The organism is Rivihabitans pingtungensis (genome assembly GCF_003201855.1).
Lineage (GTDB): Bacteria > Pseudomonadota > Gammaproteobacteria > Burkholderiales > Aquaspirillaceae > Rivihabitans > Rivihabitans pingtungensis.
Window position 1 is genome coordinate 40,652 of record NZ_QJKI01000026.1, and the last position, 7,473, is coordinate 48,124.

General features: G+C 61.5%; 6 protein-coding genes. 2 read left to right on the plus strand and 4 right to left on the minus strand.

Going from position 1 to position 7,473, the window contains the following annotated elements; all coding sequences use genetic code 11:
* The first annotated feature begins 73 nt into the window (after positions 1 to 73).
* On the plus strand, positions 74 to 2,866 hold the full coding sequence (locus DFR34_RS14565) for an EAL domain-containing protein (protein WP_110391884.1): 2,793 nt from the start codon (positions 74 to 76) through the stop codon (positions 2,864 to 2,866).
* A gap of 133 nt (positions 2,867 to 2,999) precedes the next feature.
* Here the strand turns inward: DFR34_RS14565 and DFR34_RS14570 are convergent.
* The 3 genes from DFR34_RS14570 to rpmE form a co-directional block, all read right to left on the minus strand.
* Positions 3,000 to 3,760, minus strand: a protein-coding gene (locus DFR34_RS14570) for an IS5 family transposase (protein ID WP_373277978.1) whose coding sequence is annotated in 2 segments (ribosomal slippage) — positions 3,000 to 3,436 and positions 3,436 to 3,760 — 762 coding nt in all. Because the reading frame shifts where the segments join, the coding sequence is not laid out codon by codon here.
* A gap of 65 nt (positions 3,761 to 3,825) precedes the next feature.
* Entirely contained in the window at positions 3,826 to 5,475 is a 1,650-nt protein-coding gene (locus DFR34_RS14575) for an ArnT family glycosyltransferase (protein ID WP_110391885.1), read from the minus strand.
* Positions 5,476 to 5,586: 111 nt separating this feature from the next.
* Complete coding sequence (gene rpmE / locus DFR34_RS14580; RefSeq protein WP_110391886.1) at positions 5,587 to 5,799, minus strand: 50S ribosomal protein L31; 213 nt, start codon at positions 5,797 to 5,799, stop codon at positions 5,587 to 5,589.
* Positions 5,800 to 6,001: 202 nt separating this feature from the next.
* Here rpmE and DFR34_RS14585 point away from each other — a divergent pair, with 202 nt between their 5' ends.
* The gene (locus tag DFR34_RS14585; protein ID WP_110391887.1) at positions 6,002 to 6,421 is read left to right on the plus strand and encodes a PaaI family thioesterase; all 420 of its coding nucleotides are present in this window, start codon (positions 6,002 to 6,004) and stop codon (positions 6,419 to 6,421) included.
* A 10-nt stretch (positions 6,422 to 6,431) separates the two neighbouring features.
* Here DFR34_RS14585 and DFR34_RS14590 read toward each other — a convergent pair whose 3' ends face one another.
* Positions 6,432 to 7,358 (minus strand): alpha/beta hydrolase family protein, encoded by a 927-nt coding sequence (locus DFR34_RS14590; RefSeq protein ID WP_110391888.1) that lies wholly within the window; start codon positions 7,356 to 7,358, stop codon positions 6,432 to 6,434.
* Positions 7,359 to 7,473 lie beyond the last annotated feature (115 nt).

Genomic DNA, 7,473 nt, shown 5'->3' on the forward strand with positions numbered 1-7,473 from the left:
GGATTACTCTATAGTCAGACCGGCGGTAGGGAAATTGCCATGATGTGTCCACGCCACCGGGAAGGAAGGCTGCATGTGGGTTCGTCGCAAGTTATCTGGGCTGGTGCTGGTGGTGCTGACCGTGGGGGCGGCCGCCCCGGCGGCTTTGTGGGCCTTGTGGGATGTGCAGGATACGCGCCTGCGCCTGTATCAGGCATTTGATCAGGATATCCGTCAGTTTCAGGGCAAGCTGGCGTCTGGCTTGCAAGCGCCGCTGTGGGATCTCAATCCCGAGCTGGCCACGCCCTTGCTGGATGCCCAGTTTCAGGATGCTCGTCTGGTCAGCCTGAGTGTGCTGACCGACACCCGTCAGTTGTTTTACCACCGTGACGAGTTGCGCCGCCGGGATGGCCACTGTGCGACCCGGTATTTTCCGGTGCTGCGGCAAGGTCGCGAGCTGGGGCATACCCTGGCGGAGTTTTGTGATGGCGTGGTGCAGGCGCAGATTGCCCGTGAGCGCGACGAGCGGTTGTGGCTGATCGGGACGCAGTTCGGGCTGACCCTGTTGCTGATTGTGGCCATGCTGCACTGGCGGCTGGTATTGCCGGTGCGTCAGTTGGTGGCACAGGCGCGTGCCCTGGCCGAGCGCCGGCTATTGCAGCCATTTTTGTGGCGGCGTCAGGATGAGCTGGGGCAATTGGGTAATGCACTGGAAACCACTCGCCAGGCACTGGCGCAGTTGTTTTCCCGACTGGAGCAGCAAAACCAGGCCCTGCTGGCTGAGCTGGGCCAGCGTGAGGCCATCAGCCAGGCGCTGGCGCACAGCCAGCGTCGTTATCAGGCGCTGGTGGATGAGGCGCCGGAAGGTATTGCCCTGCTGAATCCGGACAGCGGCCAATTTATTGAGGGCAATCCACAGGCTGCGCGTTTGCTGGGCTGCCGGCCGGATGCCCTGGCCCGCCATACCCCCTTTGATGCCGAACTGGTCGCCTTGCCAGATGCTCCAGCCTTGTGGCAGCAGCGCTGGCGACAGGCCTTGCGGGCGGCGGACGACGGGGCGCTTAGCCAGTTTCGCTGGCGTTTTCAGCCGCTGGATGGCCAGCCACAACGACATATCGATGTCCATCTGGGCCGGCTGGATACCGGCGGCGATCGGGCCATCCGTGCCACTTTGCTGGACGTGACGGCCCAGGTGACAGCCGAGCGCCAGTTGCATTTATTGCAACGCGCCATTGAGCAAAGCCACGATGGCATCGCCATTCTGGACAGTGAGCTGCGTCTGCGCAGTTGCAACCCGGGCTTTTACCGCTTGTTCAGCGACGAGCAGACCGGCCAGTTGCTGCCGGGCCTGAGCACCGATAACCCGGCGCTTTATCAGGCGCTGCTGACGCGACTGGACAGCGAAGGCAGCTGGCAGGATGCCATGTGGCTGAACACTCGCGCCGGCAGCCGCTATTGCCAGGTGCGCATCAGTCGTATCGTCAGCGAGGAAGACCCGGACAATCATATCTGTGTGGTGACGGACACCACGGAAAGCCATCAGCAGGAAGATCGCATCCGCTATCTGGCGCACCACGACCCGGTTACCGGGCTGACCAACCGGCATTTTTTGTATGGGCGGATGGCCGAGGCGATTCATCAATTGCCACCGCGCCCGTTTGCCCTGGGCTTTCTCGATCTGGATCGCTTCAAAACCATCAACGACACGCTGGGGCACGCCGCTGGCGATTGCCTGTTGCAGGCGGTGGCCCGGCGCTTGCAAACGCTGGTGCGTGCGGACGATCTGGTGTCACGCATCGGGGGCGACGAATTTGTCATCCTGGCCAGCGAGATGTGCTGCGCTGACGAGGCAGCCATGTTGTTTTCGCGGGTGCTGGCGGCGTTTCATGATCCATTCGAGCTGGAAGGCAAGTTGTTCCATATCAGCCCCAGCATTGGGGTGTGCTTTTTCCCGGCCGATGGCGATACGCCAGATATCCTGATGCGCAATGCCGATACGGCGATGTATGCGGCCAAGGCGGCCGGGCGCAATACGTATCAGCTGTTTGCCCAAGCCATGCACGCACAGAATGCCGAACGGCTGGATCTGGAGCGCGAGATGCGCAACGGTGTGCAGGCCCAGCAGTTTGTGGCCTATTACCAGCCCAAGGTCAACGCCGACGGCGAGCTGCTGTGTTGTGAGGCGCTGGTGCGCTGGCAGCATCCGGCACTCGGGGTGTTGTCTCCCGCCCGCTTTTTGCCACTGGCGGAAGAAACCGGCCTGATTGTCGCCATTGGCCGTCAGGTACTGCTGGCAGCTTGTCACGATTGCCTGCGCTGGCGGCAATCAGGCTATCCGGACATGCGGGTGGCGGTGAATGTATCCAGCCGCCAGTTCAGCCATGATGATCTGGCGGCGACCGTGCAGAGCTGTCTGGATGACAGCGGCCTGCCGCCCGATGCACTGGAGCTGGAAATCACCGAAAGCCTGCTGCTGGACAATCTGGATGCCGCCATCCGCCTGCTGCAAGCCTTGCGTGCGCTGGGGGTGAAGATTTCGCTGGATGATTTTGGCACCGGGTATTCCAGCCTGAGCTATTTGCAAAAACTGCCCATCGATACGCTGAAGATCGACCGCAGTTTCATTCAGCACATCGACAGCCGCAGCAGCGATGCGGCAATTACCCGCGCCATTATCACGCTGGCGCACGGGCTGGGGGTGCGCGTGGTGGCCGAAGGGGTGGAAACCGCCGGCCAGTGTGCGGTGCTGGTCGAAATGCAATGTGATCTGATGCAGGGCTTCTGGTTCAGCCGCCCGGTGCCGGCCCAGACGCTGGCAGCCATGCTGGGCCAGCGCCTGGGCGGTCAGTGTTTGCTTCCGGAAGAATCTGCCGCCGAAGACAGTTAAGCGCCGCTAACAAAACTCCCTGGCGTTGCTGCACGATCCCCGCACTGTCTCAGGAGCATTGCACTGAGTGTTGTTGGCGGTTTTTAGGGCGTGTCACCAATCAACCCCGACGTGATGAGCAGGTTTTAGCCGCTCATGCGAGCCAGACCATGGCAGCAGCAAGATACACCGCACCAAGGAAGTTACATGCAGTCTTGTCGTATCGCGTTGCAATCGCACGGTATTGCTTGAGACGTGCAAAGAAGTTTTCAATCAGATGCCGTGCCTTGTAAAGATCACGGTCATGCTCGCGTGGCTGCCTGTTCGTCACCCGTGAGGGAATCACTACGGTCTTGCCTTTGTCCAGCAGCGGCTTGATCAGCCGGGCATGTGCATCATAGGCCTTGTCGGCGATGACGGCCTGCGCCGGAGAGTCCTTGAGCAGGGCATCAGCACCCTGGAGATCATGGGCCTGTCCGGGCGTGAGCAAAAAACCTGTCGGGTTGCCCAAAGCATCGACAGTGGCGTGAATCTTTGTGCTCAGGCCGCCTCGGCTGCGTCCGAGGGCTTGCTTGTCTGGATCCCCCCTTTTGCACCAGCGCTGTGCTGGTGGGCGCGCACAATGGTCGAATCGATCATGGCGTACTCGTTGTCTGCATCCTGCGCCAGGGCCTCGAACACCCGCTGCCACACCCCCGTCCTGCTCCAGCGTGAGTGCCGGGTATGCACGACGCGAAAGTCGCCGAATCGCGCTGGCAGGTCGCGCCAGGGGATGCCTGCGCGGTAGCGGTACAGCACGGCATCGACGAACAGGCGGTTGTTCTTGGCTGTGGCTCCAGGCTGACCTGCCTGGCCGGGCAGCAAATCCTTGATGCGTTCCCACTGCGCATCGCTGAGGGCATATCTTTTACTCATGGCGCTCTACATTGGTGCCTGACCTGTGTCCTTCAACCCCTTCGGGTATTGATTGATGACACGCCCTAGTCCTGGCGTTTGAGCAGCACATAAAACTCGCGTTTCTCCGCCGGCCGGGCGCCACGCCACAGCATTTTCCACGGGCCTTCCGGCTGATAATTGGCTTCTGGTGTGCTGATCAAACGGTACCGACAACTGTGGCCCTGCACGGTTTCGCTATTGAGCAGCGGCAGATTGACATAGTAATACGCCATGGCGCGCGGCAGCTGGTTGCCCGGCGCACTGGCCACGCAGCTGTCCAGTTGTGCAGGCAGGCTGGCGCGCAGTGAGAGCATGACCATATGGTAGCCTTTCTGGGCATCCAGCCATGGCAGCCACAGGGTGCCGGCCAGACTCCACAGCAAGGTCATGCCCAGCGCCCAGTTGGTCACGGCCTGGCGTCCCATCAACCGGCGGCGCGTGACTGCCCAGCCCCAGGCCAGCGACATGGCCAGTGCCAGCAGCAAGGGCAGGACATGAATCTGGGCTTCATAACTGGGGCTGTATTTGACCGCTTTTGCGGCCAGTTTGGCAGGCCAGCCAAAATTCATCGCCGTCCAGCCCAGCCAGACCAGCACACCGGCCAGCCCCAGAGTGAAAATACCGAACCAGTTAAAGAACGCAGCGGCGCCACGTTTGAGGGTGTCCAGTTCCACGGCAGCCAGTACGGCCAGCGGCAGCAATAGCGGCAGTGCATAGACCGGGTTCTGACGGGGCGACAGCATCAGCATCAGCAGGTTCATCAGCACCAGCACCAGCGGCAGCTGATAGCGGGTGGACGACAGCCGCTCCCGACCACGCCAGACCGCCCAGGCGGCCAGCGGCCAGGCGGGCCAGGCAAACCATGGTAGCAGGCGCAGGTAGTAGCCAAAATCGTGCAGCAGGGCAAAGCGGCCAAAGCCATAAAACGGCCCCAGCGCCAGCGAATGCCACCACTGGGCAAACAGTTCCGGCTGATGTTTGGCCATCGACATCGGCCACATCAGCACCAAAGGCGCGCCCAGGGCCAAGGCAATGGTGATGGTTTTGACATACTGGCGGCTGCGCCAGCCACGAAACGCGGGCAGCATGGCGGCCGTCATCCACAGCAGCACCAGTTCCACCAGACTGGCCGACAGCATCAGGGCGGCACTGCCCAGCGCCAGCGCCAGCGCCCCGAGAAAACCACGGCGCAAGGCAAGTGTCAGCCCCAGCAGGCAGGCCGCTTCGGCGCACAGGATGGCTACGTCGGCGCTGAGCTGGTGACCGGTATCGATCAAACCCAGGCAGCCAATCAGGATCAACACGGCACTGCGGCCATGGCGGCGGCCGATCAGCTCGCGTGCGGTCATGCCGACAAACAGCAGGGTCAGCGACATGAACAAGGGAGTGGCCAGCCGCGCCGCGTCATGCAGCGGCAATAGCCATGGAGAAAATGCCCGGGCAAACAGCGCAGCCACCCAGTAATACAACGGCGGGGTGTCCAGATACGGTTCCCCGGCAATGCGTGGTGTCAGCCAGTCGCCGCTGTGCAGCATCCACTGCACGACACCAAGGGCATAAGGCTCATCAGGTTTCCACGGGCCATGGCCCAAAATGCCCGGCCACAGCCAGATAAAGCACAATAGCAGCAACAGCCAGGGCTTTTCTGTTGGCTTGGGCAGTTCGGGGTGCGAGGGCGGGGTATAGGTCAGCATAGACGCGTAGGCTTGGCAGGGTTGCCGACGTGGCAAAGGCGATATTGTGCGGGATTGCAGTCAACAAAAAAAGGCAGCCAAGGCTGCCTTTTTTTGTTGGGGGTTCGTCGATTAACGAGCGAACTTGCCGAACTTTTGCTTGAACTTGTCGATGCGGCCAGCGGTGTCCAGCACCTTTTGCTTGCCGGTGTAGAACGGGTGGCACTGCGAGCACACTTCCACGTGGAAGGCGTCTTTGCCCATGGTGGAACGGGTGACGAAGGTGTGGCCGCAGGAGCAGGTCACGTTCAAGTCTTTGTAATCCGGATGGATGCCAGCTTTCATGGTTTTTCCTTTGGGTCACGGGCGCAGGGGGTTTGCCTACGCTACTTTGCTGAAACCGGCATTATGCGCCATACGCAAATGCTTGACAAGCCGCGCGCCATGCCTGTTTGGGCAAGCAGGCTCGTGATGGTGCGTCGCAAGATTGACGGCGCGTGCGGGCACTGACCATGCTGCTGTTTTCCCCGCCCTGCTGGAGCCTGCTGTGAGCCAAATTTCTGTTGCCGATTTTCAGACTTTAATTGACGCCGAGTTGCCCTTGGTGGGCTTGTTTGGCATCCGCACCAGCGACATCGGCCATGGCCAGGCGCGCATGCGCATGCACTTCAACCCTGGTCTGATCCGTCCGGGCGGCACCATTGCCGGCCCGGCGCTGATGGCGCTGGCGGATGTCACCTTGTATGCCGTGGTGCTGGGCATGATCGGCAAGGTGGAGCTGGCAGTAACCACCAGCCTGAACATCAATTTTTTGCGCAAACCCGGCCAGAAGGACATCCTGGCCGAAGGCCGCATTCTCAAGTTGGGCCAGCGGCTGGCGGTGGGCGAAGTGCTGCTGTACACCGAGGGTGAAGCCGAGCCGGTGGCGCATGTCACCGGCACCTATTCCATTCCACCCCGGCGCTGACCCTGTCCGCTCAGGCCAGCAGCGCCACCACGGGCGGGATGGCTGCGCTGGCGGGTGGTGCTGACATGACCTTGCGCTGGGCAAACCAGTCCAGTGCCTCTTGCCACAACCGCTGTGAGCTGGGGCGGAAGTAACCCATATGCCCAATTGGCCCGGTATGGGCGTCTGGCTGGATGGTGTGCGCCTGCCAGTCAGCGTTGCGGTAGCCTTGCATGAAAGCATCGCGCGAGCGCGGCGAGGCCCAGGCGTCGTCCAGCGAGTTGGCGGCGACAATCGGCATGCGCACCTGGGCAAACGCCTCGTGCAGTTCCGGCCGTGCCGGGTCGTCAAAAAAGTAGCGTGGATAGCTGCACCAGCGCTTCCACTGTCGGTAGACATCCAACGGCAGGTTTTCGCCCATGCCCATGCGCTTGAACGGCAAATAACCTTTCCAGCGGGTGACCAGCGGGCCAACCAGATTCCATAGCAGCACAATGCGCAAGCGCTCCAGCGGCGGCATCCAGCCGTGCCAGCCCGAGCCGGTGCCAAACACATAAAACGCATCCAGCAGCTGGTGATTGGGCAGCACGCCCAGCGCATGGCCGCCGTAGGAATGACCCACCATGAACAAGGGGCGACTGGGGTCATGCATGAGGTTTACGGCAGCAGCGAGATCCAGCCGACCCCAATCAAGGTAGTCCATGCGAAAACCACGCAGCGATTTGGGGGCGGATTGGCCAATGCCGCGATAATCCAGCGTCAGCGTGTCATAGCCCTGTTGACGGGCAAATTCGGCAAAGCGGCGATAGAATTTTTGCGGCACGGCGGTGGCGCCGGCCATCACCAGATTGGCGCGAGCCGGCCCGGCCGGCGAAAAACGGTGGGCCGTCAGCGTATAGCCGTCGGCGGCTGTCAGGGTCAGGCGCTGGACAGCCGGTGCGCCTTGGGAAGCCGACATGGTGAACCTCATCAACAAGTTAGAGCCTGTTCTGAACTATCCCATAGCGGTAAAATCCAAGCCCCATGGAAAACCGCAAACCTTACCCATCCGATGTCAGCGACGAAGAATGGGC